Source organism: Vagococcus sp. 211, from assembly GCF_056322705.1.
Genome location: NZ_CM150475.1, coordinates 1,416,437 through 1,441,029, shown reverse-complemented (window position 1 = coordinate 1,441,029; position 24,593 = coordinate 1,416,437). Strand labels below are relative to the sequence as shown.

Genomic DNA, 24,593 nt, shown 5'->3' with positions numbered 1-24,593 from the left:
GGAGGAAATTAATTATGGCATTAGTATCAGCAACAGAAATGTTAAAAAAAGCAAGAGCAGAACAATACGCAGTAGGAGCTTTCAACACTAACAACTTAGAGTGGACAAAAGCAATTCTTAAAGGAGCTCAAGAGTCTAACTCTCCAGTTATGATTCAAACATCTATGGGTGCCGCTAAATATATGGGTGGTTACCAAGTATGTTACGATTTAGTAAAAGACTTAATCGATTCTATGGGTATCACTGTTCCTGTAGCATTACATTTAGATCATGGTGAATACGAAGATGCTTTAAAATGTATCGAAATTGGTTACACGTCAGTAATGTTTGATGGTTCTCATTTACCATTCGAAGAAAACTTAGAAAAAGCAAAAGATGTTGTGGCTAAAGCTCACGCTAAAGGCGTTTCAGTTGAGTGTGAAGTTGGAAGCATCGGTGGAGAAGAAGACGGAATCATTGGTTCTGGTGAATTAGCTGATCCAGCTGAATGTAAAGCAATGTCAGATACTGGTATTGATTTCTTAGCTGCTGGTATTGGTAACATCCACGGTTCTTATCCAGAAAACTGGGCAGGATTAAGCTTTGAAACATTAGAAGCAATTGCTAATGTAACAGACGGCAAACCATTAGTATTACATGGTGGTTCTGGTATTCCTTTAGACCAAGTACAAAAAGCTATTTCTCATGGCGTATCTAAAATTAACGTGAACACTGAATGTCAAGAAGTCTTTGCAGCAGCAACACGTAAATACATTGAAGAAGGAAAAGACCAACAAGGTAAAGGTTTTGACCCTCGTAAATTATTAGAGCCAGGTACTACTGCAGTAACTGAATTAGTGAAAGAACGTATTCAATGGTTTGGTTCAAACGGTAAAGCATAATTAATTTCTAAACACGAAATATAAAAGTAACAAACTTCGGTTTGTTACTTTTTTCTTTTTAAGACGACTTAAACTTTTTTTACTAGGTAACTTGTGTTAAAATAGCAAGTGTTGACTGAATGGTAAAGAAGATAAAGCGGCTTGTTCAAGCGGCTTTTTAAAGTATAAAGTGAGGAATTTAAAACATAATGAAAAAATTAATTATAAATGGTGGAAAAAAGTTAAAAGGTGAAGTGACGATTAGTGGTGCAAAAAATAGTGCAGTGGCATTAATACCAGCAGCAATTCTAGCGGATTCACCCGTTGTATTAGAAGGCGTTCCAGATATCCAAGATGTTCATTCTTTAATGGAAATTCTAGAGCTAATGGGCGTTCAAGTAACGTTTGAAAATAATAGAATGGTGATTGATCCAAGTAACATGGTATCAACACCAATGCCAAGTGGCAAAATCAATAGTTTAAGAGCGTCTTATTACTTTATGGGGGCTTTATTAGGTAAGTTTGGTGAAGGCGTTGTAGGATTGCCTGGTGGCTGTTACTTAGGCCCTCGCCCGATTGATTTACATATTAAAGGATTTGAAGCACTAGGTGCCACGGTTACGACTGAAAATGGTGCAACGCATCTAAATGCGTCAGAAGGTTTGACTGGTACCCGTATTTTTATGGATATGGTATCTATTGGAGCAACGATTAACGTTATGTTAGCCGCAGTTAAAGCGGAAGGACGTACTGTGATTGAGAATGCTGCCCGTGAACCAGAAATTATTGATGTAGCTACCCTTTTAAATAATATGGGAGCTAACATTCGTGGTGCGGGAACAAATGAGATCAGAATTGATGGAGTCAAAGAACTTCACGGTTGCCGTCATTCGATTATCCCTGACCGAATTGAAGCTGGAACGTATTTATCATTAGCAGCTGCTTATGGTGAAGGTGTCTTAGTTAAAAATGTCATTCATGAGCATTTAGAGAGCTTTATTAGTAAACTAGATGAGATGGGCGTTAATATGGCGATTGGTGAAGATTCTATCATGGTTCATCCATCAACAGACTTAAAACCAATTCAAGTCACAACCGTTCCTTACCCTGGATTTGCGACTGACTTACAACAACCTTTAACACCCTTATTATTATTAACAACAGGTAAAAGCATTGTGACTGATACCATTTATGAAAAACGCGTGAACCACATTCCAGAACTTGCTAGAATGGGTGCTGATGCGTCCGTTGAAGGGGATATGATTATTATTAATGGTCATCCAGACTTAGTGTTACAAGGAGCTGAAGTTGCTGCAAGTGACTTAAGAGCTGGTGCTTGTTTAGTAACAGCAGGTATCATGGCCCAAGGAACAACAAAAATTTCTAATGTTGAAAACATTCTACGTGGATACGACAACATCATTGATAAATTAACCGCATTAGGTGCTGACATTTTTATGGAAGTAACTAACTAGCAGACAAGGAAGACAAAATGAAAGATTATTTAACAATGGGAGAACTGGAGCATAAAACACTAAAAGATATTTATGCTTACGCCAAAGAGTTTAAGATTCCTTACTACAGCCAAATGAACAAAAAAGAATTATCGCTCGCTGTCATACGTGCCCAAGCTGAAAAACAAGGTTTTTTCATTGTTGAAGGAGTATTGGAGATGGCCTCTCAAGATGGGTATGGCTTCTTACGTCCTATTAATTATTCACCGAGTCAAGAAGATATTTATATTTCCTCTTCTCAAATTAGACGCTTTAGCTTGAGAAATGGGGACAAAGTAGGTGGGAAAGCTAGACCACCGAAAGAATCAGAACGCTATTATGGGTTGATGCACGTTGAGACCGTCAATGGTAAAAACCCAGAAGAAGCCAAAGAACGTCCCCATTTCCCAGCATTAACAGCTCTTTATCCAGAGAGACAAATCCAACTTGAAACAAATAAAGGTCGATTAGCAACTCGTATGCTTGATATTTTTTCACCAGTTGGGTTTGGTCAACGTGGGTTAATTGTCGCACCACCCAAAGCGGGTAAAACCAGTGTGCTAAAAGAAATTGCCAATGGGATTAGTGAAAATTATCCCGAGGTAGAATTAATTATTCTATTAATTGATGAACGTCCGGAAGAGGTTACAGATATTGAACGTTCCGTGAATGGGGATGTGGTGTCATCTACCTTTGATCAGCGACCAGAAAACCACACGAAAGTGGCAGAGCTCGTATTAGAGAGAGCTTTACGTTTAGTAGAAGATAAACGAGACGTGGTTATCTTAATGGACAGTATTACTAAGTTAGCCCGTGCTTATAATTTAGTTGTCCCACCAAGTGGTCGTACTTTAAGTGGCGGGGTCGATCCAGCAGCTTTTTATAAACCAAAACGCTTCTTTGGTGCAGCACGAAACATTGAAGAGGGCGGTAGTTTAACAATACTTGCGACGGCCCTTGTGGACACAGGAAGTCGTATGGATGACATTATTTACGAGGAATTTAAAGGAACTGGTAATATGGAACTTCATTTATCTCGAGAACTGTCAGAAAGACGTGTCTTCCCAGCCGTTGATGTTAAGCGTTCTGGAACGAGAAAAGAAGAACTCCTTCTATCACCGGAAAAATTAGAAGACGTATGGAAATTACGCCGTAGCATGAAGGGTGACTCAATTGAAGTAACCAATCAATTGTTACGTATCTTAAAAAATACAAAAGATAATACGGCTTTTTATAAAGCTTTTAAAGATGCCACATTTTCAAAAAAATGAATTGCTAAAGAGAATGAAACATGTTAGAATGATATCGTTATAAATTAACTCTGTTTCAGCAAATGAATCAGGGCAAAGGAGAGAAATGATTATGAAACAAGGAATTCATCCAGAATACCATCCAGTAATCTTTATGGACTCAACTACAGGGTTCAAATTTTTATCTGGATCTACAAAACACTCAGAAGAAACAGCAGAATGGGAAGATGGTAACACTTACCCAGTAATCCGTGTTGAGGTTACATCTGACTCACATCCATTCTATACTGGACGTCAAAAATTTACACAAGCAGACGGACGTGTGGATCGTTTCAACAAAAAATACGGTCTCAAAGACGAAAACGCTGCAGAGTAAGCTTTATCTGCTTAGACTTCTCTATATTAGAGAAGTCTTTTTTTTATGCTTTTTTAAGAAGCGTCTTGTGTCAGATATGTTATAATATGGTCTATATTAGGAGGGATGACAGTGACAGAGTTACAAGAACGAATTATACAAGAACTACAAGTCAAACCGACGATTGACGTAGAAAATGAAATAGCCTCTCGTGTTGGTTTTTTAAAAGAATATTTAGCAAAACACCCATTTCTAACGTCTTTTGTCTTAGGGATTAGTGGTGGACAAGATTCAACTTTAGCAGGGAAAATAGCTCAAATGGCAATAACAGAGATGAGAGAAGAGACAGGAAACATGTCTTATGAGTTTGTAGCGGTCCGTTTGCCTTATGGTCAACAAAACGATGAAGAGGATGCAAAAAAAGCCATTGCCTTTATTCAACCGGATAAAGAATATGTGATTAATATTAAATCAGCCGTAGATAGCTTAGTCCAAGAGTTTCAAGAAAGCAGCCAGCTGAGCATTAGTGACTTCAATAAAGGAAACATCAAGGCCCGTCAACGCATGATTGTTCAGTTCGCTTTAGCCGGTGAACATCACGGTGCGGTGATTGGAACAGATCACGCCGCAGAAAATCTGACAGGGTTCTTCACTAAATTTGGGGACGGGGCTGCGGATATTCTACCTTTATATGGTTTGAATAAACGACAAGGTCGTGCACTATTAGAGTACTTAGAAGCAGATCCTGCTCTCTATTTAAAAATACCCACAGCGGATTTAGAGGAGAATAAACCAATGATCGCTGATGAGGTTGCTTTAGGTGTCACATACGAGGCCATAGATGATTATTTAGAAGGTAAAACAGTATCAAATGAAGCAACAGAAGTGATTGAAACGTGGTTTAAAAAAGGGGAGCATAAACGCCATTTACCAATTACTCAGTATGATACGTTTTGGAGAGAGTCTTAAGACGAGTGAAGACAGTTAAGAACAAACTAAAAAGAGGATTAGCCTCTCCCATAACAAAAATAATGGTCACGCTCCTCACGGTATTTGTGAGTCATTACTTACTCCAATTGTCGCAAAATAACGGCTCTTTTAGACTAGCTACCTTGTTTATATTTTCGTGGCATACACAAAAATTTCTATTAGGAAGTTTGGTCTTGTTGTGCTTAAACCTATGGATTGTCTCACTGATTGGTTCTGTTTATGTGGGAAATGGTATCTATTTCTTGCTCCTTTCTGGGATTGGTATGGCTAATTACCAAAAGATGGCACTCCGAATGGAACCCATTTATCCAGATGATTTGAAAATGGCCTTTGAGTGGACAATGATGAAGGACATTATAGGTGGGCCCTTATTCATCCTGGTCTTACTACTAGCGTGCCTGTTAATAGGGGCTCTTATTTGGACAATAAAACAGTCCCTTAAGCTACCTAAGAGATGGCAGTACATAAGGTTGGGGGTGTTACTCCTTACAAGTTTATTTTTATGTTATACAAGCCAATTTAATCAGCCAGGGAATGTTTTACGCAAAGAATACGATAAGACTGCGAAGTGGATTCCTTACAGCCAAAAAATGAATTACTATAACACAGGTTTTATGGGTGGCTTCATGTACAATTTGCGAGTTGATGCCATGGAAAAACCAGCAGGCTATTCTAAAGATAAGATGGAAGCCATTGTGACTGAGTATCAAAACAAGGCGGAGGTATTGAATAAGGCAGATCAGGCCAAAGAAGCGCCTAATGTGGTTTACATTATGTCAGAGAGTTTTTCAGATCCTTTACGAATGACAGGCTTTGAGTTGACCCCAGATCCACTAACAATCTACCGTGATATTGCGAATGCTTCTGTTATGAGTGGCCAAATGCTTTCTCAAAACTACGGAGGCGGTACAGCAAACATTGAGTTTGAAGCACTGACGGGTCTATCTATGGGGTTGTTTAGCCAACAAATGACGACACCTTATACCATGTTAGTATCCAAAGAAAAACATTTTCCATCTCTTGTCTCCAATTTGAAGCACCAAGGTTATGACACAACAGCGATTCATCCTTATAATACCTCTATGTATAAGCGAAAAGATGTGTATCAAGCCTTTGGTTTTGACCAATTTTTAGACGAGAAGACCATGACACACCGAGATAAATTAACACCTAACGGCTATATATCCGATGAATCAGCTTTTAATGAAGTCTTGGACCAACTAACAGATCAAGAGAACCCACAATTTATTCATCTTGTCACGATGCAAACGCATATGCCTTATGGGAATAAATATGATACTAAAAAATATCAGGTTAAGGGAGAAGGCAATGACGATCATTTAGCCAACTATGCTCAAGACATTGCCTACACTTCAGAAGCTTTGTCTGAGTTCATTGACCAATTAAACCAGGTAACAGATAGAGAGACAGTAGTTGTATTTTGGGGCGATCATTTACCAAGTGTTTATTCTGAAAAGACGTTAGAAGCTAATAGTAAAGTTAATAGTCACTTGACGGAGTATTTTTTGTATGACACAAGGACAACCATGCCAACGCAATCAAAAACCCTTAGTCCTTTTTATTTTCCAATGCTTGTCAGTGATACGCCAGGTATTGAAAAAAATGGTTTTGATATCCTCTTGTCAGAAATGTATGATTTTTTACCAGCTTTTGAAAAAGAGTACTACTATTACCATAAACAATGGCAAAATCAAGTTAGTTTGACACCGTCCGAACAAGAAATTTATGACAGGTACCAGATGATTCAGTATGATGTAACCGAAGGAGAGCATTACAGTTTAGCCTTATTCCAGTAAAGACGAGAGTGATTTTATGACAGTGAAACAGGACAACCGAAAATATTATAACCCTATTAGACGAGCCATTTTGAACCATCACATGATTGAAAAGGGGGATAAAGTCGCGATAGGAATGAGCGGAGGTAAAGATAGTACCGCTTTATTTCTATGGTTAGATACAATCGCTAAACAAGAGCGTCTAGGATTTTCTTTTGAGATTGTTCCCATTTGTTTAGAGATGGGATTTGATATGGATATCACCCCAATGAAAGAACTAGTAGCATCTAGAGGATACGAGTTAGAAGTCGTGCCTACAGATATTGCCAAGGTGGTATTTGATATTAGAGAAGAAAAGAGTCCCTGTTCTTTATGCGCTAAAATGCGCCGAGGTTATTTGTACAAACGAGCGAATGAGTTGGGTTGTCAGAAAGTTGCTTTGGGGCATCACTTAGATGATGCGATTGAAACGTACTTCTTGAATTTTTTATTTCATGGTAAAATGGAAAGCTTTGATCCAATGACGTATCTTAGTCAAACAGATGTATCGATTATTAGGCCCTTACTTTATATAGAAGAAAAAGATATTATTCGTTATGTGACAGAGCATGATGTCCCTATTATTTTTAATCCTTGTCCTGTTGATAAAAAGACAAAGAGAGAAGAGATGAAACAATTGGTGACCACCTTGTCCAAAGAGTATCCTTTGGTTCGTCAACGATTCATTCAAGGAATGGAACACCCAACAAAAAATGATGCGTGGTCTTTGGAAAAAGAATAGTTAATAATTGAGAATGTTTTAATAACATGATATAATTTCAATGAATTGATCATAAGGGAGTAACTGGCAACCAGCAGTGTTGCGGCAATGTCACCATCATGGAAAAAATTTCCTGGTATTGTCTTAAATAGTGAGACTTATGTATGTTATTTTGCATACGTAAGTCTTTTTTTATTGACTTACGTTCAAACAAATAGGAGGAGATGTAACATGTCAGAACACAGAAGACAGCAACTGAACGATCCGTTTTATGTTGAGTCAAAGGAAGAAATTCTTGCTAAATTTGAAACAAGTACTGAAGGATTAACCAGTGCTGAAGCGTCAAAACGTTTGCAAGAATATGGTCACAATCAGTTGGACGAAGGTAAGAAGAAAAGTTGGTTGAGTAAACTAGGTGATCAATTTAAAGATTTCATGATCATCATTTTACTCTTTGCTGCGGGTCTATCTTTTATTATGGGAGACAGAGTTGAGGCAATTATGATCGTTGTCGTGGTCTTCATTATGGCTATCTTTGGTGTGATTCAAGAAGCCAAAGCAGAAGAAGCCATTGAGGCATTAAAAGATATGTCCACACCTAATGCGAATGTTAATCGGGATAACACAACCAAAACGGTCAAGAGTACAGAACTTGTACCAGGAGATGTGGTGTTGTTAGAAGCGGGAGATGTGGTTCCTGCGGATTTACGATTGGTTGAGTTGGCCTCTTTAAAAATTGAAGAAGCAGCGTTAACAGGTGAATCTGTTCCAGTTGAAAAAGAAGACGTGGTATTAGACAAAGAAGACATCGGTATTGGTGACCGTGTCAATATGGCATACATGAACAGTAACGTTACTTATGGTCGTGGTGTTGGGGTAGTCATTGGTACAGGGATGAACACTGAGGTAGGTAAAATCGCCAACATGTTAGCCCAAGCAGACGAAACCAATACACCATTAAAAGAGAATTTAAATAAATTAGGTAAAGTATTAACCGTAGCGATCCTTGCTATTTGTGTCATCATGTTTGGTGTTGGAATGATGAAAGGGGATCACACGTGGATTGAGATGTTATTGACGTCAGTATCTCTAGCTGTAGCAGCAATTCCAGAAGGATTACCAGCCATCGTTACCATTATTTTAGCCCTTGGGACACAAAAAATGGCGAAACGAAATGCCCTAGTTAGAAAATTACCCGCCGTTGAGACATTAGGAAGCACTGATATTATCTGTTCAGACAAAACAGGTACATTGACAATGAACCAAATGACGGTTGAGGCAGTGTTTACAAATAATGAGGTCAAAGAACCCGTTGATGCTTTTGATTTTGAGAATAAAACACTTCAAATTATGACGCTGTGTAACGACACAAAAATGTCAGATGATGGTACCTTAATCGGAGACCCAACAGAGACAGCATTAATTCAATTTGGATTGGATAAAGGACTAGATGTGAAAGCTTTCTTATCTAGCTCTCCTCGTTTAGCAGAAGTCCCTTTTGATTCAGAGCGTAAATTAATGTCAACGTTCCATAAAATGGACAATGGCCAATATTTAGTCACAGTTAAAGGGGCGCCAGACGAATTATTAAAACGTTGTGTATCAGTGGATGTTAACGACACTGTCACACCAATGACAGAAGAACAAACGGCCTTAATTTTAGAAACAAATAAATCGTTAGCGACTCAAGCCTTACGTGTGTTAGCAATGGCTTATAAAGTAGTGGATAGTATTCCAAGTACTCTAAACACAGAGACAGTAGAAACAGACTTAATTTTCTCAGGTTTAGTTGGTATGATTGATCCAGAACGTAAAGAAGCAGCAGAAGCCGTGAAAGTAGCCAAAGATGCTGGTATTCGCCCAATTATGATTACAGGTGACCACAGAGACACAGCTGAAGCGATTGCGATTCGTTTAGGCATTATCACAAAAGGGGAACGCGACGCGGTCATCACAGGTGGCGACTTAAATGAAATGTCAGATGAAGACTTAGCGGCTAATATTGAAAAATATTCAGTGTATGCCCGAGTATCGCCAGAACATAAAGTAAGAATTGTTAAAGCATGGCAAAAAGATGGTAAAGTGGTTGCCATGACAGGAGACGGTGTCAACGATGCTCCTGCTCTTAAAACCGCAGATATCGGTATTGGTATGGGAATTACGGGAACAGAAGTATCAAAAGGTGCCAGTGATATGGTTCTTGCAGATGATAACTTCTCAACAATTATTGTTGCCGTTGAAGAAGGGCGTAAAGTCTTCTCTAACATTCAAAAAACAATTCAATACTTACTTGCTGCTAACTTAGGGGAAGTATTAACTTTATTTATTGCCACATTACTTGGTTGGGATACGTTACTTCCAGTCCACTTATTATGGATTAACGTTGTAACAGACACCTTCCCAGCTATTGCTTTGGGACTAGAACCAGCTGAGAAAAACGTAATGAAATTAAAACCTCGTGGAAGAGATTCAGATTTTTTCTCTGGTGGTGTGATGAGTAGTATTATCTATCAAGGGATACTTGAAGCAGCCTTAACCTTAGGTGTTTACTTATATGCAATTACATACCCTGTTCACAGTGGTTATGACGCGATTCATGCAGATGCCTTAACAATGGCTTACGCTTCACTTGGTTTAATTCAGTTATTCCATGCGTTTAACGTGAAATCAGTTCATGAATCAATCTTTAAAGTAGGCGTATTTAAAAACAGAATTTTCAACTATGCGATTCTATTATCCTTCTCATTACTCGCAGTAACGATTATTGTTCCAGGATTTAATGATATCTTTAGAGTGGCTCATCTAGACTTACATCAATGGTTAATCGTAGCAGGTGCTTCATTTGCTATTGTGCCAATTGTTGAAATTGTCAAAGCCGTTCAACGAAAAACGCTTTATAAATAAAAAGAAAAGAAGCCTGATAAGGGCTTCTTTTTTATGTGGATTAAATGAATTAAAAAACGATGTGAACAGACAATCTATTAGAAAAGTCTTATCAGGCTTGTTATTAACGTCTTTATTTATTAATAAATCACAAACATAAAAGCCCATATATGAAGGAAAGTATGATTCAGGCTTTTCATTTTAGTTAAAACAAGGTAAAATGTAAAAGATGATACTTTTTATGAAAGAGGGAGACAGTTGAAAAAACCAAATTTAGGCGTTTATATTAGAAAAATAAATAATGTGGTGACAGACTCTGAACAAGTTGGAGAAACCATGCACCCATCTTTTGAAATCGTAAGAACAGCGATTGATAATAATGAAGTCGATCGATTAACCGTTGAAGAATTAACAACTATCAAAAACTTATTCTCAACAGGGACAGGAACTTACAAAGTGATTTCAGGAAACATAACAGCATTAAAACCACCTGTAAAGGTATTAGGTATTCATAAAAAATTAGACAAAGCCTTTATTGACTATGTAGCATCTTGTCAAAAAATGGTAGAGTCGATTAAAGCTGAAGAAGGCACTGTGGACGTTGATATGTTCAATGAATCAGAAAAAGAGCAAGATGCAGCAACAGATGCTATCTCGTTTAGTATCCAACGCATCACAGAACTTATTATGAAGAGATAAAAAGTAGAAAATTTTCTACTTTTTTTATTTTTTCTTAAAGTGTGTTATTTCAGACTTAAGGACGTGTTCAGAAGGTAAAAAGCATGTTATTCTATGAGTATGATTAAAAAATGAGGGGTTATTAGTGATGATTAGAACAGGGAAGACGCATGATTATCAAGCCTTACATAGCATATTAACAGCGTCAGCTAATAGGATTAAAGCCAAAGGTTCCACTCAGTGGTCTCATATATTAACTGGTGGGGAAGATGAAACACTCCTTAACAGGCTAGAGGAGAACAATGTGTGGTTAATTGAAGATAGTGACAGGATACAAGGCATGCTTTATTTGTACGAAGACTTAACCGATTGGGACAAAACCCTTTGGGAGGATACGGCTCACACAGGGACGTATTACTTACACAAACTAGCCTTACATGATAAGGATACGGGAAAAGGTATCCCAAAATTATTGTTTGAAGGTATCGTAGGAGAACTCGAACCAAAAAGCGTTCGTTTAGACTGTATGGCAACCAAACAGGTACTAAATCAGTTGTACCAATCATTAGGCTTTACATTAGTTGGAACGAAAGACATCTATGAAGAGAGCGCTAAAGAGATGGTGACATTTAATTTATATGAGTGGCAAGATAAGTAAAAAGAGGTGTTAATATGCAAAAAAAGAGCGAATATCCAGGACTTAGTGACCAAGAGGTAGCCATAAGACGTGCGAGAGGGGAAAATAACTATTCCTTACCCTCAACAACGCGTAATATGAAGCAGATTTTTTTGGAAAATAGCGTGACCTTATTTAACTTTATTAACCTTGTATTAGCTGGGTTTATTATCTATACAGGGAGTTATAAGAACTTGTTGTTCCTAGGTGTGATTGTGATGAACACATGCATTGGTATTTATCAAGAGATGAGAGCCAAGCGTAACATCGATTCTCTGAGTTTGCTGAATCAAGGAAAAGTGACGGCGATAAGACACTATGAACGTGTAGAAATAAATCAAGACGAAGTAGTGAAAGATGATTTACTTGAAATCAAACGAGGGCAACAAATCATTGTAGATGGTTTGGTGATTGATACAGAGGGGCTAGAAATCGACGAGTCACAACTAACAGGTGAATCAGATCCTGTGACCAAAAAGAAAGGTGACGCACTTTATTCAGGTAGCTTTGTTATTAGTGGGAGCGCAGTGATGCAGGCCACGAAGGTAGGAAAAGAAAGTTACACGTACCAAATGGCATTAGAAGCCAAACAAAGTACAGGGATTTATAGCGAATTGATTCAAATGATGACGCGCTTAATTCGGTTGTTAACTTTCTTAATCATTCCAGTCGGGGCTTTATTAATGATGACAGGCATTGGTACGGGAGTCCATCTGGATGAAGTAATCTTGGGAAGTACGGCTGCCATGATAGGCATGATACCAGAAGGCCTTATTTTACTCACTTCTGTCGCATTAGCTGTTGGTGTGATTAAATTAAGCCAAAAGAATGTCTTAGTGCAAACCATGGGGTCGATTGAAACCTTGGCTCGTGTGGACATGTTGTGTTTAGATAAGACAGGGACGTTAACCAGTGGGCAATTAGGTGTGACAGAAGTAGAAGTTGTAGCACATGATGTGTCTGTTAGCTCTTTTTCGGCTTTAATTAGTGATATTGTGCATCAGTTGAACGAAGACAACGCGACAGGACAAGCATTGATGGATCATTTCAAAGAAGGAGAGACACCGAAAGTCAAGGAGCAACAAATTCCCTTTTCTTCAGCTAGAAAGTGGAGTGCTGTCTCGTTTGAAGGGCATTCTTCTTATTTTATGGGAGCACCTGAATACTTATTCAGTCATTTTACTTATGCTCAACAGAGGAAAATGTCGGAGCATATGTCTCGTGGGGTTCGAATCATTGCCGTAGCTGAGTCACACACAGCGGAATTAACCACCTCGTTACCGGACGATTTATCTTTAATTGGGTTCATTTATTTAGAAGATAATATTAGGGAAGAAGCACCACAAACTCTGGCTTATTTCAAAGAGCAAGAGGTAGATATTTGTATTATTTCTGGAGATCATCCGGAAACAGTGGCTCAAATTGCGGAACGTGCAGGGGTATCTAAAGCGAATCGAAAAATTGATATGAGCACGGTATCTGATGAAGAAATCCCTGAGTTAGTCAAAGAGTACCGTGTGTTTGGTAGAGTATCCCCAGAACAAAAAAAGACACTCATTGCCACATTACAAGAGCAGGGGCACGTCGTGGGGATGACCGGAGATGGCGTGAATGATATTCTCGCTTTGAAACAAGCAGATTGTAGTATTGTGATGGCCAATGGCAGTGACGCCGCTCGAGGCATCGCAGATTTTGTCTTATTGGATTCCAATTTTGACTCAATGGTGGATGTGGTGTTAGAAGGTAGAAAGGTAATCAACAACATACAACGTGTGGCCTCTTTGTATTTAACTAAAACAGTCTATTCTTTAATTTTAGCTGTGTTGTTTATCTTCTTGTCTTCGCCTTATCCCTTCCAGCCGATTCAGTTAAGCCCAATTAGCGCATTAACAGTAGGAATTCCCTCCTTCTTTTTAGCGTTAAGACCTAACACGGCGCCAATCAAAGGGAAGTTTTTGAAAAATGTGTTCGAACCAGCCCTTTCTGCGGGGCTTAGCGTGGTGTTATTTACAGTGATAACAGAAGTTTTTGGCAATTATTTTGGCTGGAGTTATGGTGAAAAATCAACAGTGATCGTCTGGTTGACAGGCGTGGTTTGTTTTGTGGCTCTCTATTATATTGCTAGACCAGTCACTTGGAAGATAAATGGCATGATAGGTATTCTATTTAGCCTCTTTTTAATTTTATTTATCTTCTTTGACTCCTTATTCTCTCTGGTTAATTTATTTGATATCAAATTATTGTTACTAGCAGTGCCTTTAACGTTAGCTTCCTATCCGTTGTTTCATGGGTTGCGTTACGTGTTTCACCGAATCATTGTAACAAAAGAGCTCAAATGAAAAAGAAAGACCTGACTCACTTGAATGTGAGTCAGGTCTTTTTAATTCTCTTAGCGAGAAGCTTCGCAATAATTTTTGCCAAGGACTTCATTAATATCTGTTGTAATAATAAAGGCTTGTGGATCAATGGATAGGATGTTTTGTTTAATGGACAAAAATTGAGTGTCTGGAATGACAGCCATTAACATTTTATGTTGAGCAAGTTCATACCCACCTTCAATTGGAACAAAGGTAACACCTTGCTGAAATTGTTTTAAAAATAATTGACGAATGGATTCCTCTTTTTCTGTAATGACAAGCAATTGTTTTGATTGTATTGGACCAACTTGGACAAAATCAACCATTTTACTTGTTAAGAATAACGCAATAAGTGCATACAAAACGGTTTGTAAATTAAAGACAAATAGGGCTGATAATAAGACCAAACTGTCACAGATTCCTAATAAAATCCCTACTTTTAGTCCAGTGTATTTATGGATGATTAGGGCAATTAGGGTGGTTCCTCCAGTGGATCCATCTCCTAAGAAAACCAGACCAATACCAAATCCCACAATTAACCCGCCAAATATAGCTGCTAACATGGGCTCTTTTGTGGCAGTGCCAAGATGACTTAATAACGACACAAAAAATGGTACTAATAAGCTTCCCAATAAACTTTTCATAAATGATTTTTTACCTAATAAGATGTAGCATAAAATTAATAAGACAATATTAGTTGCGAATAAAACAGCGCTTGGTGGTAGTTGGAATTTTTCATACAGGATGATTGTTAGACCGTTAATCCCGCCAGACACGATTTTATTAGGTAATAACATGGTGTTAAAACCCACAGCGATAAGTAGTGTACCTATAACAATAAGTAAGGTTTCTACCGTTTTAGCGCCGAATTTTTTTTTTAGTTTGTTCATTTTCATATCTCCTTCATTTAGCCATCTTAAACGATTTAGGGCGTATAATCAATAGGAAATCACAGAGAAAAAGAGGGAAGTTTTTTTAGGTCTTATTGGTAGGTTCTAATCCCTTAATAAAACTTTATATAATTATATAGTACGTCTTATTGCAATTGTATGATGTGTGCTATATAATGTAAATCAGATGATATAAAACTAATCGGAGGTAACATAATGACTAAACATGTGTACAGTTTTAAAGAAGGTAACGCGACAATGAGAGATTTATTAGGTGGAAAAGGAGCGAACTTGGCAGAGATGACTCGTTTAGGTTTACCAGTTCCAGGCGGATTTACCATTACAACTGAAACGTGTATGACATATTTAAAAAACGGGTGCCAATTGCAAGCCACAACATTGGATGAGATGGCACAACATTTACAACAGTTAGAAAAAGAAAGTGGCAAAGAATTTAATTCTAAACAAAACTTAATGCTATTATCTGTCAGAAGTGGATCGAAATTCTCAATGCCAGGGATGATGGATACGATTCTTAACTTAGGACTTAATGACGTGAACGTTGAGTACTTAAAGGCTGAAACAGGAAATGGAACGTTTGCCTATGACTGTTACCGTCGATTATTGCAAATGTTTGGAGATGTGGTATATGGCATTAGCGGTCAAAAATTTGAAAACTATTTGTCTTACTACAAACAAAAACAAGGCGTTGAATTGGACAGTGATTTAACGGAAGATGATTTAAAAAACATTGTAGAAGAATTTAAAAACATTTATATAGAAGTATTAAATAAACCTTTCCCACAAGACCCGCAAGCACAATTACTGGAAGCTGTGGAAGCAGTCTTCAAATCTTGGGACAATGACCGTGCGATAATTTACCGCGAATTACATGACATTGCCGATGATTTAGGGACAGCCGTGAACATTCAATTAATGGTCTTTGGTAACAGCGGGGAAGAGAGTGGCACAGGGGTTGCCTTTACTCGTAACCCATCAACTGGGGAACACAAATTATACGGTGAATACTTAATTAATGCACAAGGGGAAGATGTTGTAGCAGGAATTAGAACCCCTCAAGAGATCCAAACTCTTGCAGACAAAATGCCAGAAGTATACCAACAATTTACAGACATGGCTCAAAGTTTAGAAAAACATTATGGGGATATGCAAGACATCGAATTTACAATTGATAAAGGCAAGCTGTACTTATTACAAACACGTAATGGTAAAAGAACAGCTCAAGCGGCTGTAAGAATTGCTGTGGAATTAGAGCAAGAAGGCTTAATTACGAAACAACAAGCCATTATGATGATTGATCCAGATTCAATCAATCAATTATTGCACCCTGTCTTTGTACAAGAAGCATTGGAACAAGCTGTTCTTGTTTCAGGTGTTGGCTTACCAGCGAGTCCTGGTTCTGCTACAGGTAAAATTTGTTTTGACGCAGCATCTGCTAAAGAATTGGCTCAAAAAGGGGAGCGAGTTATTTTAGTAAGACAAGAAACATCTCCAGAAGACATTGAAGGCATGATTGCCAGTGAAGCGATTGTAACAAGTCGTGGCGGTATGACGTCTCATGCTGCAGTGGTTGCTCGTGGTATGGGAACCTGTTGTGTGGCTGGCTGTAATGAATTAGATATTAACGAAGAATTACGTACGGTTACTTACCCTGGTGGGGTATTGACAGAAGGTGACACGATTTCTGTGGATGGCACCAATGGTAATATTTACCTAGGCGCGATTGATGTGAAGAATTCGGAGAAAAATGCCGATTTTGAAACAATCTTAAGCTGGGCAAAAGCAGAATCACGTATGGGCGTTCGAATGAATGCTGAAACCATTCCAGATATTAAAACAGGATTTGATTTTGATGCAACAGGTATTGGTTTAGTTAGAACAGAGCATATGTTCTTTGCCCCAGAACGTCTAAAAGAAATGCGTCGTTTTATTCTTTCAGAAGATTTTGACGGACGTCAAGCAGCTCTTAATGTTATTTTAGAGTACCAAGTACAAGATTTTTATGATATCTTTAAAACAGCGGAAGATCGTTCTGCCGTGGTTCGTCTACTTGACCCACCATTGCATGAATTCTTACCAATGAACGAAGGGGACATTATTCGTGTGGCAGAAGATATTGAAGTTCCTGTGACGGACTTAAAACGTCGTGTGAATGAATTACATGAAATTAACCCAATGTTAGGTCACCGTGGTTGTCGTTTAGCAATGACTTACCCAGAATTATACTTGATGCAAGGTGAGGCAATTATTCGCAGTGCCATCCGTCTGAAAAAAGAACAAGGGTTAGACGTACAACCAGAGATTATGATACCATTAGTAGGAATGGAAGCAGAATTAAGAACCTTAAGAGATAGCTTAAAAGAAAACCTAGATGCTATTATCAAAGAAGAACAAGTGGATATTTTCTATACCATTGGAACAATGATTGAAATTCCAAGAGCTTGTTTTATTGCAGACCAATTAGCAGTGAAAGCAGATTTCTTTAGTTTTGGTACGAATGACTTAACTCAAATGGCTTACGGTTTCTCACGTGACGATGCGGCTAAATTTATTGGCCACTATGTTGAGAACGGTGTATTACCAGTGGATCCTTTCCAAACCATTGATATTGAAGGTGTGGGACGCTTAATGGAAATCGCTGTAAGTAAAGCCCGTGAGGTGAACCCTGAGATTAAAATTGGGGTATGTGGTGAATTAGGAGGCGACCCAAGATCCATTGAATTCTTTGATGGCTTAGGATTAGACTACGTGTCATGTTCACCGTTTAGAGTACCAATCGCGTACCTTGCTGCTGCCCAAAGTACGATTAAAAAGAATCAATAACTTAAAATGAGGAAAATAGATGGAATTATCTGAGCGCCAAAAGAAAATAATTGATATTGTTAAAGATAATGAACCCATTAGTGGCGATAAAATTGCTGAGCAGTTAGGCTTAACTAAGCCGACACTGCGCAGCGATTTAGCTGTGCTAACAATGACTGGAATACTAGATGCCAGACCTAAAGTAGGCTATATTTATTCTGGTCTCAGTTTTAAGCCGCTTTTGAAAGAACAGATGTTTGATGGTAAAGTCGAGGACTTTATGTCATCCCCTGTTATGGTTTATCCTGAAACGAGTTTACTAGATGCAACGACGTCTCTGTTTATGTATGACTGTGGGTCACTGTATGTGATTGATAAAGAAACAAAAGAGTTGATGGGGCTCGTTTCCCGAAAAGATTTGCTTCGAAGTTTGATTTCTAATCCAGATACCACCTTACCAGTGGCTATTATTATGACACGCATGCCTAATTTAGTCGCAGCGTATCCAGAGATGACTATTTTGGAAGCTGGGCATTTATTAGTCAAACATGAGGTGGACTCTTTACCAGTTGTTGAAAAAAGAGGGTCCAAACAAGTGATTGGAAAGATTACGAAGACACAAATAATGACTCATTTTGTCAAACTAGGAGGAGAAACAGAGTAGTGGAAACATCAAAGAAAACCCAATTAAAATTATTTGTCATCTCAGATTCTATCGGGGAGACAGCTCAGCGCATGATAAATGCTGTGTTAGCACAATTCCCAGAATTAGAAAAATATGAAATGAAAAAGTTTCCCTTTGTGGACTCTAAAGAAGTGTTGGATAGTATCTTAAACGATGCGTTAAGAGAACAAGCGGTTGTTATTACAACTCTTGTAAGCCAAGAATTAAACAACAGATGCCATGCTTTTGCAAGTGAAACAGGACTTGATCATGTGGATTATATGTCTCCTTTGATCAATATCATTTCAAAGCAAACCTCTCAGCAACCTAGTTATGAGAGTGGCTCATTGTATCACTTGGATCAAGATTACTTTAACCGAGTGGAAGCCATCGAATTTTCGGTAAGATACGATGATGGGAAAGACCCTAAAGGTTTTATTAAGTCGGACATTGTGATTTTAGGTGTGTCTCGTACCTCTAAGACCCCTTTAAGTATGTACTTAGCAAACAAGTCATTTAAAGTGTCTAACTTGCCCTTAATACCAGAAGTTCCAGTACCTAAAGAGCTATTCCAAGTGGATGGTTCTCGTGTCATCGGCTTAACAGCAGACCCTCATTATATTATGAAAGTCAGAGAATCACGGTTGTCATCATTGGGCCTTAAAGGAAGTTCTTCTTATGTTTCTCTAAGCCGTATCAAAGAAGAATTAAAATATGCCCATGAATTGTACGAACAATTAGGAGCAACCATCATTAATGTAGAAAACAAATCCATTGAAGAATCTGCACAATTAATTGAAGAACATATCAAAAGTTTGTAAAAGAAAAGCCTGATAGCGATTATCAGGCTTTTTGTGTCTGTTTAATAGGCCAAAAAGTCAAAATATGATAAAATAAAGGTATGTTATCTATGAAGGAGGAAACAAAATGGTTTTTTCTAATGAAACAAGAGTGCAAAACTTAGAGTATATGTCTCACCATGAATTAGATATCTTAGTGATTGGTGGCGGGATAACAGGTGCGGGGATTGCGTTAGACGCTGTGACCCGTGGCTTAGAAGTCGGGTTAGTTGAGATGCGGGACTTTGCCTCAGGGACATCTAGTCGTTCCACAAAGCTCGTTCACGGTGGGTTGCGTTACTTAGCTCAATTTGATGTGAAGACAGTCGCTGAAGTCGGGCAAGAGCGTGCCATTGTTTACGAAAACGCGCCTCATGTGACGACGCCACTAAAAATGATGCTACCTTTCTATAGTGAAGGGACATTTAATTCCTTTACCACGGGTATTGGTTTAGACATTTATGACCGTCTAGCGAGAGTAAAAAAAGAAGAACGTAAATATATGTTGAATAAAGAAGAATCGATTCTAAAAGAACCTTTCTTAAAAAGAGAGGGACTAAAAGGAACGGGTGTCTACGTTGAGTATAGAACAGATGATAGTCGATTAACCTTAGAGACCATGAAAAAAGCGAGCGAATTAGGGGCATATATTGCCAATTATACGAAAGTAGTCAAATTATTATACGCAGCTGAAACAGGACAGATCATAGGGGTTCGTGTGTGGGATACCTTGAACGAACAGGAGTATCCTATTTATGCTAAACGTGTCATCAACGCGGCAGGACCTTGGGTAGACCATATTAGAGAGATGGATCATTCTAATAAAGGCAAGCACCTCCACTTAACAAAGGGCGTCCATGTTGTAGTCGATCAAAGTAAGTTTCCTATTGATAATTCGATCTATTTTGACACACCTTATCATGATGGCCGTATGATGTTTGCGATTCCACGTGCTGGAAAAGTTTACATTGGTACAACGGATACGTTTTATGATAAGAACCCAGAAGAACCTAAAGTATTAAGAGAAGATGTAACGTATATCATTGAAGGGGTCAACCAAATGTTTGATATCACGCCTCTTGCTTTTTCTGACGTAGAATCAGCATGGGCTGGGGTTAGACCACTTATTCATGAAGAAGGCAAGAATCCTTCAGAAATTTCTCGACGGGATGAGATATTTCATTCAGATAAAGGATTGTATTCCATTGCTGGAGGTAAGTTAACGGGCTACCGTAAGATGGCTGAACAGATTGTTAATCAAGTCTTGAAGGACTTAGTAGCACATGAAGAAGGCTATGTATACAAACAATGTCAAACAGCAGACTTACCCCTTTCAGGTGGTGAAGTTGGTGGAAGTGAAGGGTTTGAAGTATTTGAAAGAGAGGCGCTTAGAATCGGTTTAATGGAATATGGACTCACAACCGAGCAAGCTTATTACCTCATTAAATTATACGGCGCTAATGTGCTAACGGTGTACCCATATCTCAAGGAGGAAAACGATACAGGCTTACCAGACGGTATCTACGCTATGTTACGTTATGCCTTAGAGCATGAGATGGCACAACATCCTATTGACTTCTTATTACGTCGTACTGGTTTTATGTTATTTGACATAGAAACCTGTCAGGCGATAAAAGAAGAGGTCATTGAAACCATGGCGGATTACTATGAGTGGGAATCAGATAAGGTAGATAAGATTCGTGAAGAGGTTTACACTGAAATTAAACGTCACACAGAATACGATTATTCATAAGAAAAAGAGGCTCTCCTATTTAGGGAGAAGCCTCTTTTTTATACCGATTGAGTTAAAAAACGATAGGTTTGTTGGTTGAAATAAGTCGGTCGTAATTTAGGAATAGAGTGACCACAATGCTTAATGACATCCAGGGTGGCATGAGGTAATTCAGAGATGAATGCTTTCATAGATTCAGGCGTTACAATGTCGTGATCCCCGATAAAACATAACACAGGTCGCTCCAACTTAGAGTAATCTTCCTTATCAATGGGTAAGTCCTTCATCGCTAAACGAATCACTCGGCTTTTTTTTCTTAAACCAAGTAAGTACTTGGTCACAAAGAAAATAGAATGTGAACTCCATTGTTGTGCTTTTTTTAATTGTTTAAAGCGAACGTTTGGAGAAGCTAGGACTAATTTCTCTACAGAATCTTGGTAGCGATTGGCGTAGGTTAAAGCAATGTTAGCCCCGTCGCTAAATCCTACAATCGATACCTTTTTAAGTCCTTCATTCTCTAGTATTTCCCGAATATCCTGACAAATTTGTTCAAAGGTTAATTGATCAGAAGCATTAGAAGAATGCCCATGGTCTCTAGTGTCCATTAAAATGACTTTAAACTGTTTAGAAAAAAAAGCGAGCTGTCGTTTAAAATAACGAGAAGAGCCACTGTTACCATGAATGAACAGTAAGGGTTCTCCTTGACCGACAACTCGGTAATAAATATGAGAGCCATCTCTTGTTGACAACAATTTTTCCATCACAATCCCTACTTTCAGTTACTCGTTACTCTTTCATTTCGTAAATCTTTGAAGGTCGTCCAACACCGATTGCTTTTTCACCAATCTCATTAAAATGAGGCAGCATGGCTTTTTTGAAGTTAGAATGGTCAATGTCTTTATAGTCTACACCTAAAAACTTCGCAAAGACTTTGCGTGCTTCAGTGATCGTAAACTCATCTCCTAATACGTGCAATACTTTAGGTTCATGATACATCTTGTGTTGAATGCGGTCAAAGGCTTTGATGATGATATCTGAATGGTCAAAGGCTAAGGTTTCTTGCCCTAAGGATTCTCCCGTTGTTAAGTTAAGGGTGATGTTCTCTTCGTTAGGGTTAGTTAAAGAAATAGTGTCCCCGTCTCGACTGAGTGAAAACCATGACGCTTCTGAGGCTTGGTCCCCGGCTTTGATAGGTTCTTCCCCAATAAAGGCCAAATAACTCACCGTCATGACCCAACCACGAGGGTCACGATCAGGGGTACTAAAGGTATGGAGTTGCTCAATGTTTTGACGCGTGATAGAGACATTGGTTTCTTCCATTGTTTCTCTAATACAGCTTTCAGAGGTCGCTTCGCCCCGTCTCACAAACCCACCTGGTAATGCCCAAGAATTTTGATAAGGATGGGTATTACGTTTAATTAGTAATAATTTAAAGTCATCGTCTTGTCTATTGTAACAAAATAGGACAATATCCACTGTTACAGAAGGCATTTCATGACTAGGGAAATGCTGTTGCTTATACCAAGCAAGGTATTCTGTTTCGGTTGCTTGGGTAGTATAAAATAATTGTTCTTGTTTTTTGGATTCAAATGCAGTCACTAGTAACGCTCCTTCTTGTTTAATCACACACCCTAGATTATCATTTTATCCAAAAATTGTCATCTTAAAAAGTTAAACTTGCTAATAAAGGGAAGATTTGTTAAGATATGTCTAACTTAAAGAAAGGTATAGGTACGTAGACTATGTGGACAGAATTCGCTAACTAATTTTTTAATACTAAAAAATGCTAGTGGATGAGTGTGCCCATTTTTACCTATACCATAGAAGAACAAATGTAATACGCCCTTTTTGAGGGGGTTACTTTGTCTTATTCACGTATAGAAAATACCCTCGTCCTACCGGCAACGGAAGGATGTTTTTTTATGTCATTGCACATGAAACAAGTAAAGAAATACATAGGGAGTCGATTATTACTGGATATTCCGACTCTTTCATTATCAGGGAATCAACGCGTAGGGATTGTGGGGAGCAATGGAAGCGGTAAGACCACGTTTCTTAACATGATTGCTGGAACACAAGCGTACGATGAAGGTCAGATTCACCTCGATGGAACAGCGACCATGATTACACAACTGTTGGATGAGACAAGCGTGAAAAGTGGCGGAGAGCAAACGAAAATAAAAATCAGAGAAAGCATGACTAGTTTAGGGGAGACGTTATTAGCAGATGAGCCAACGAACCACTTGGATCAACCAGGTAGGGAGTATTTGTTGCATCAACTGCAACGCTATCAAGGACTAGTTATGATTGTGTCTCATGATCGTCATTTTTTAAATGAAGTATGTGACCATATCATTGAAATTAAAGATGGAAACGTGCGTTTATATGAAGGGAATTACGATACCTATTTGGAACAAAAAGGTATCGAAGAAAGAGAGCATCAACGCCACTATGAGAATTACCAACGGGAAAAGGCGAGTTTAGAGGAAGCTGTGGATACCTTAAGAGGTAAAAGTCATAACATCAAAAAAGCCCCCTCACGTATGGGGAATTCAGAAGCCCGTTTACATAAAAGAGGCAAGGGACAAACCGCTAAAAAGGCGTTGAATAAACAGATTACAGCTATGGAAACCAGACTAGAAAAAATGGCCGTAGTACAAGAACAGAGGAAAGAAGCCCCGATTTATATTCCTTTTGGTGACAGTCAAGTGATTCACCGTAAAACAGTCATCACAGCGAGTGACCTGCAGCTAAAGGTTGGAAAGAAACCTTTAATTAAAGGTGGTGGCTTTACTATTTGTCCTGGGGACCATGTGGCCCTTATTGGCCCTAATGGCAGTGGGAAAACCACATTGCTTAAAGCCATATTAGAAGGGCATCCTATGATTGACCGTGCAAAAAAAGCGACATTAGGGTATTATAGTCAATCCTTTGAACAACCAGAGGAAGAAGACACTGTGTTTGATAATGTCCAATCCACTTCTCTTTATTCACCACAAGATACCCGTGATTTATTGGCTCATCTTTTGATTAAAGGGGAAGACATGATGAAACCTCTACAGGTGTTAAGCGGGGGTGAGAAGACCAAAGTTGCTTTAGCTAAACTTATTTTAAGTGATAACAATGTGCTTATTTTGGACGAACCCACGAATCATTTAGATTTAGACTCTTTGTTAGCCTTAGAACACGCGCTTAGAAGTTATCAAGGCACCCTTTTGTTTGTCAGTCATGATCAAGCCTTTATTCAAAACGTGGCTAATAAGGTGATAGAAATAAAAGGGCACCGCCTGATAGCACCAGAAGAGGAACAGATGGCATCCACAGCCAATCAAGATCGATTAGTGCTAGAGATGAGGAAGACAAGTTTACTTTCTGAATTATCCGTAGAAACAGATAATCATAAAAAAGAAGAGCTGGAATACGCTCTAAATCAAGTCCTTCAGGCGTTAAAATAAAGAGGAGAAATATTTCTTCTCTTTTTTTGAGCATATAACTTTCTTTAAAATAGGGTAGGGGGTATATTATACCTATCAACACATTACTTGTA

The 24,593-nt window shown here is 38.4% G+C and carries 19 protein-coding genes; 16 read left to right on the top strand and 3 right to left on the bottom strand.

Going from position 1 to position 24,593, the window contains the following annotated elements:
* Positions 1-14 precede the first annotated feature (14 nt).
* From ACVWM0_RS07035 to ACVWM0_RS06985, 11 genes are all read left to right on the top strand, one after another.
* Positions 15-881, top strand: coding sequence for a class II fructose-bisphosphate aldolase (locus ACVWM0_RS07035; RefSeq protein WP_476471934.1), 867 nt, complete (start codon positions 15-17; stop codon positions 879-881).
* A 188-nt stretch (positions 882-1,069) separates the two neighbouring features.
* Positions 1,070-2,335 (top strand): UDP-N-acetylglucosamine 1-carboxyvinyltransferase, encoded by a 1,266-nt coding sequence (locus ACVWM0_RS07030; protein WP_476471933.1) that lies wholly within the window; start codon positions 1,070-1,072, stop codon positions 2,333-2,335.
* A 17-nt stretch (positions 2,336-2,352) separates the two neighbouring features.
* Positions 2,353-3,624 (top strand): transcription termination factor Rho, encoded by a 1,272-nt coding sequence (rho, locus tag ACVWM0_RS07025; RefSeq protein WP_476471932.1) that lies wholly within the window; start codon positions 2,353-2,355, stop codon positions 3,622-3,624.
* A 91-nt stretch (positions 3,625-3,715) separates the two neighbouring features.
* The gene (locus tag ACVWM0_RS07020; RefSeq protein WP_476471931.1) at positions 3,716-3,979 is read left to right on the top strand and encodes a type B 50S ribosomal protein L31; all 264 of its coding nucleotides are present in this window, start codon (positions 3,716-3,718) and stop codon (positions 3,977-3,979) included.
* A gap of 111 nt (positions 3,980-4,090) precedes the next feature.
* Entirely contained in the window at positions 4,091-4,927 is an 837-nt protein-coding gene (gene nadE, locus ACVWM0_RS07015; protein WP_476471930.1) for an ammonia-dependent NAD(+) synthetase, read from the top strand.
* The gene (locus ACVWM0_RS07010) at positions 4,912-6,765 is read left to right on the top strand and encodes an LTA synthase family protein (RefSeq protein WP_476471929.1); all 1,854 of its coding nucleotides are present in this window, start codon (positions 4,912-4,914) and stop codon (positions 6,763-6,765) included. Before nadE ends, ACVWM0_RS07010 begins: the two co-directional genes overlap by 16 nt.
* Positions 6,766-6,781: 16 nt before the next feature.
* The gene (locus ACVWM0_RS07005) at positions 6,782-7,525 is read left to right on the top strand and encodes a tRNA lysidine(34) synthetase (RefSeq protein WP_476471928.1); all 744 of its coding nucleotides are present in this window, start codon (positions 6,782-6,784) and stop codon (positions 7,523-7,525) included.
* A 210-nt stretch (positions 7,526-7,735) separates the two neighbouring features.
* Complete coding sequence (locus tag ACVWM0_RS07000; RefSeq protein WP_476471927.1) at positions 7,736-10,408, top strand: cation-translocating P-type ATPase; 2,673 nt, start codon at positions 7,736-7,738, stop codon at positions 10,406-10,408.
* A gap of 237 nt (positions 10,409-10,645) precedes the next feature.
* Complete coding sequence (locus ACVWM0_RS06995; RefSeq protein ID WP_476471926.1) at positions 10,646-11,086, top strand: hypothetical protein; 441 nt, start codon at positions 10,646-10,648, stop codon at positions 11,084-11,086.
* 127 nt (positions 11,087-11,213) lie between these two features.
* Positions 11,214-11,723 (top strand): GNAT family N-acetyltransferase, encoded by a 510-nt coding sequence (locus ACVWM0_RS06990; protein WP_476471925.1) that lies wholly within the window; start codon positions 11,214-11,216, stop codon positions 11,721-11,723.
* A gap of 14 nt (positions 11,724-11,737) precedes the next feature.
* Positions 11,738-14,080: an HAD-IC family P-type ATPase gene (locus tag ACVWM0_RS06985; RefSeq protein WP_476471924.1), complete on the top strand. Its 2,343-nt coding sequence runs from the start codon at positions 11,738-11,740 to the stop codon at positions 14,078-14,080.
* Positions 14,081-14,130: 50 nt separating this feature from the next.
* Here ACVWM0_RS06985 and ACVWM0_RS06980 read toward each other — a convergent pair whose 3' ends face one another.
* On the bottom strand, positions 14,131-14,988 hold the full coding sequence (locus ACVWM0_RS06980) for a YitT family protein (protein ID WP_476471923.1): 858 nt from the start codon (positions 14,986-14,988) through the stop codon (positions 14,131-14,133).
* A 216-nt stretch (positions 14,989-15,204) separates the two neighbouring features.
* On the opposite strand from ACVWM0_RS06980, the gene ppdK reads away from it, so the two are divergent.
* From ppdK to ACVWM0_RS06960, 4 genes are all read left to right on the top strand, one after another.
* Positions 15,205-17,832: a pyruvate, phosphate dikinase gene (ppdK, locus tag ACVWM0_RS06975; RefSeq protein ID WP_476471922.1), complete on the top strand. Its 2,628-nt coding sequence runs from the start codon at positions 15,205-15,207 to the stop codon at positions 17,830-17,832.
* A 19-nt stretch (positions 17,833-17,851) separates the two neighbouring features.
* Positions 17,852-18,475, top strand: coding sequence for a helix-turn-helix transcriptional regulator (locus tag ACVWM0_RS06970; RefSeq protein WP_476471921.1), 624 nt, complete (start codon positions 17,852-17,854; stop codon positions 18,473-18,475).
* Positions 18,475-19,296 carry a pyruvate, water dikinase regulatory protein gene (locus tag ACVWM0_RS06965; protein WP_476471920.1) on the top strand — a complete coding sequence of 274 codons (822 nt, stop codon included), beginning with the start codon at positions 18,475-18,477 and terminating at the stop codon, positions 19,294-19,296. The genes ACVWM0_RS06970 and ACVWM0_RS06965 overlap by 1 nt, the downstream gene beginning before the upstream one ends.
* A gap of 106 nt (positions 19,297-19,402) precedes the next feature.
* Positions 19,403-21,067 (top strand): glycerol-3-phosphate dehydrogenase/oxidase, encoded by a 1,665-nt coding sequence (locus ACVWM0_RS06960; protein WP_476471919.1) that lies wholly within the window; start codon positions 19,403-19,405, stop codon positions 21,065-21,067.
* 38 nt (positions 21,068-21,105) lie between these two features.
* Here the strand turns inward: ACVWM0_RS06960 and ACVWM0_RS06955 are convergent, their stop codons facing one another.
* Both ACVWM0_RS06955 and ACVWM0_RS06950 read right to left on the bottom strand, forming a co-directional pair.
* On the bottom strand, positions 21,106-21,807 hold the full coding sequence (locus ACVWM0_RS06955; RefSeq protein WP_476471918.1) for an alpha/beta fold hydrolase: 702 nt from the start codon (positions 21,805-21,807) through the stop codon (positions 21,106-21,108).
* A gap of 25 nt (positions 21,808-21,832) precedes the next feature.
* Positions 21,833-22,645: an NUDIX domain-containing protein gene (locus ACVWM0_RS06950; RefSeq protein WP_476473684.1), complete on the bottom strand. Its 813-nt coding sequence runs from the start codon at positions 22,643-22,645 to the stop codon at positions 21,833-21,835.
* A 323-nt stretch (positions 22,646-22,968) separates the two neighbouring features.
* Here ACVWM0_RS06950 and abc-f point away from each other — a divergent pair, with 323 nt between their 5' ends.
* On the top strand, positions 22,969-24,501 hold the full coding sequence (gene abc-f / locus ACVWM0_RS06945) for a ribosomal protection-like ABC-F family protein (RefSeq protein ID WP_476471917.1): 1,533 nt from the start codon (positions 22,969-22,971) through the stop codon (positions 24,499-24,501).
* Positions 24,502-24,593 lie beyond the last annotated feature (92 nt).

Coding starts and splice junctions, on each gene's coding strand:
- ACVWM0_RS06960 (WP_476471919.1), top strand. CDS start 19,403: ATGGTTTTTTCTAATGAAACAAGAGTGCAAAACTTAGAGTATATGTCT.
- ACVWM0_RS06985 (WP_476471924.1), top strand. CDS start 11,738: ATGCAAAAAAAGAGCGAATATCCAGGACTTAGTGACCAAGAGGTAGCC.
- ACVWM0_RS06980 (WP_476471923.1), bottom strand. CDS start 14,988: ATGAACAAACTAAAAAAAAAATTCGGCGCTAAAACGGTAGAAACCTTA.
- ACVWM0_RS07005 (WP_476471928.1), top strand. CDS start 6,782: ATGACAGTGAAACAGGACAACCGAAAATATTATAACCCTATTAGACGA.
- ACVWM0_RS06990 (WP_476471925.1), top strand. CDS start 11,214: ATGATTAGAACAGGGAAGACGCATGATTATCAAGCCTTACATAGCATA.
- ACVWM0_RS07030 (WP_476471933.1), top strand. CDS start 1,070: ATGAAAAAATTAATTATAAATGGTGGAAAAAAGTTAAAAGGTGAAGTG.
- ACVWM0_RS07035 (WP_476471934.1), top strand. CDS start 15: ATGGCATTAGTATCAGCAACAGAAATGTTAAAAAAAGCAAGAGCAGAA.
- ACVWM0_RS07000 (WP_476471927.1), top strand. CDS start 7,736: ATGTCAGAACACAGAAGACAGCAACTGAACGATCCGTTTTATGTTGAG.
- ACVWM0_RS07020 (WP_476471931.1), top strand. CDS start 3,716: ATGAAACAAGGAATTCATCCAGAATACCATCCAGTAATCTTTATGGAC.
- ACVWM0_RS06970 (WP_476471921.1), top strand. CDS start 17,852: ATGGAATTATCTGAGCGCCAAAAGAAAATAATTGATATTGTTAAAGAT.
- abc-f (WP_476471917.1), top strand. CDS start 22,969: ATGTCATTGCACATGAAACAAGTAAAGAAATACATAGGGAGTCGATTA.
- rho (WP_476471932.1), top strand. CDS start 2,353: ATGAAAGATTATTTAACAATGGGAGAACTGGAGCATAAAACACTAAAA.
- ACVWM0_RS06955 (WP_476471918.1), bottom strand. CDS start 21,807: ATGGAAAAATTGTTGTCAACAAGAGATGGCTCTCATATTTATTACCGA.
- ppdK (WP_476471922.1), top strand. CDS start 15,205: ATGACTAAACATGTGTACAGTTTTAAAGAAGGTAACGCGACAATGAGA.